The 677-nt window shown below is 52.4% G+C and carries 1 protein-coding gene; it reads right to left on the bottom strand.

Features of this window, described 5'->3' with window-relative positions; translation table 11 throughout:
• Positions 1 to 677 (bottom strand): preprotein translocase subunit SecA (locus H0Z31_15765; protein ID MBO8178849.1); only part of this gene is annotated, 677 nt, incomplete at both ends.

The raw sequence follows: 677 nt of genomic DNA, 5'->3' as shown, positions 1-677 counted from the left end.
CCACTCCATGTTGCCCGCCGTGTAGAAGCTTTCAACACCAGCGAGTTTTTCGGCCTGACGAACGCCAGACTCTGTCAGGCTCACCGTATGTTCTTTCTCCTGAACCTCGAAGTGGTCATCCGCTTTCAGTTGACGAGCTACCTTATCGGCTCGTGCATATTTAGTGACATCATCGTGTGCGGGGCCTGAAATGATCAGAGGCGTTCGGGCTTCATCAATGAGGATATTGTCCACCTCGTCGACGATCGCAAAGTTAAGCCTGCCTTGCGACTGCTGCATTTGGCTGGGGAAGCGTTCGTCACCTCGGGCCGCCATCCGCATATTGTCTCTAAGGTAGTCGAAACCAAATTCGTTATTCGTTCCGTAGGTGATATCACAGGCATATGATCGTTGACGCTCGTCGGCTTCCATGCCAGATTGAATTGTGCCGACTGTAAGGCCGAGTCCCATATAGAGAGGCCCCATCCATTCCATGTCACGACGGGCAAGATAGTCATTTACTGTAATGACGTGCACGCCCTTACCCTCGAGTGCATTAAGGTAGGCAGGGAGTGTCGCAACGAGTGTTTTACCTTCTCCGGTAATCATTTCAGCAATTGCCCCAGAGTGCAGGACCATGCCACCGATGAGTTGCACGTCATAATGCCTCATGCCAAGGAAACGTCGCCCGGCTTCAC

Source organism: Bacillus sp. (in: firmicutes), assembly GCA_017656295.1.
Classification (GTDB): domain Bacteria; phylum Bacillota; class Bacilli; order Bacillales; family JACDOC01; genus JACDOC01.
This window is presented reverse-complemented; position numbering and strand designations above follow the sequence as displayed.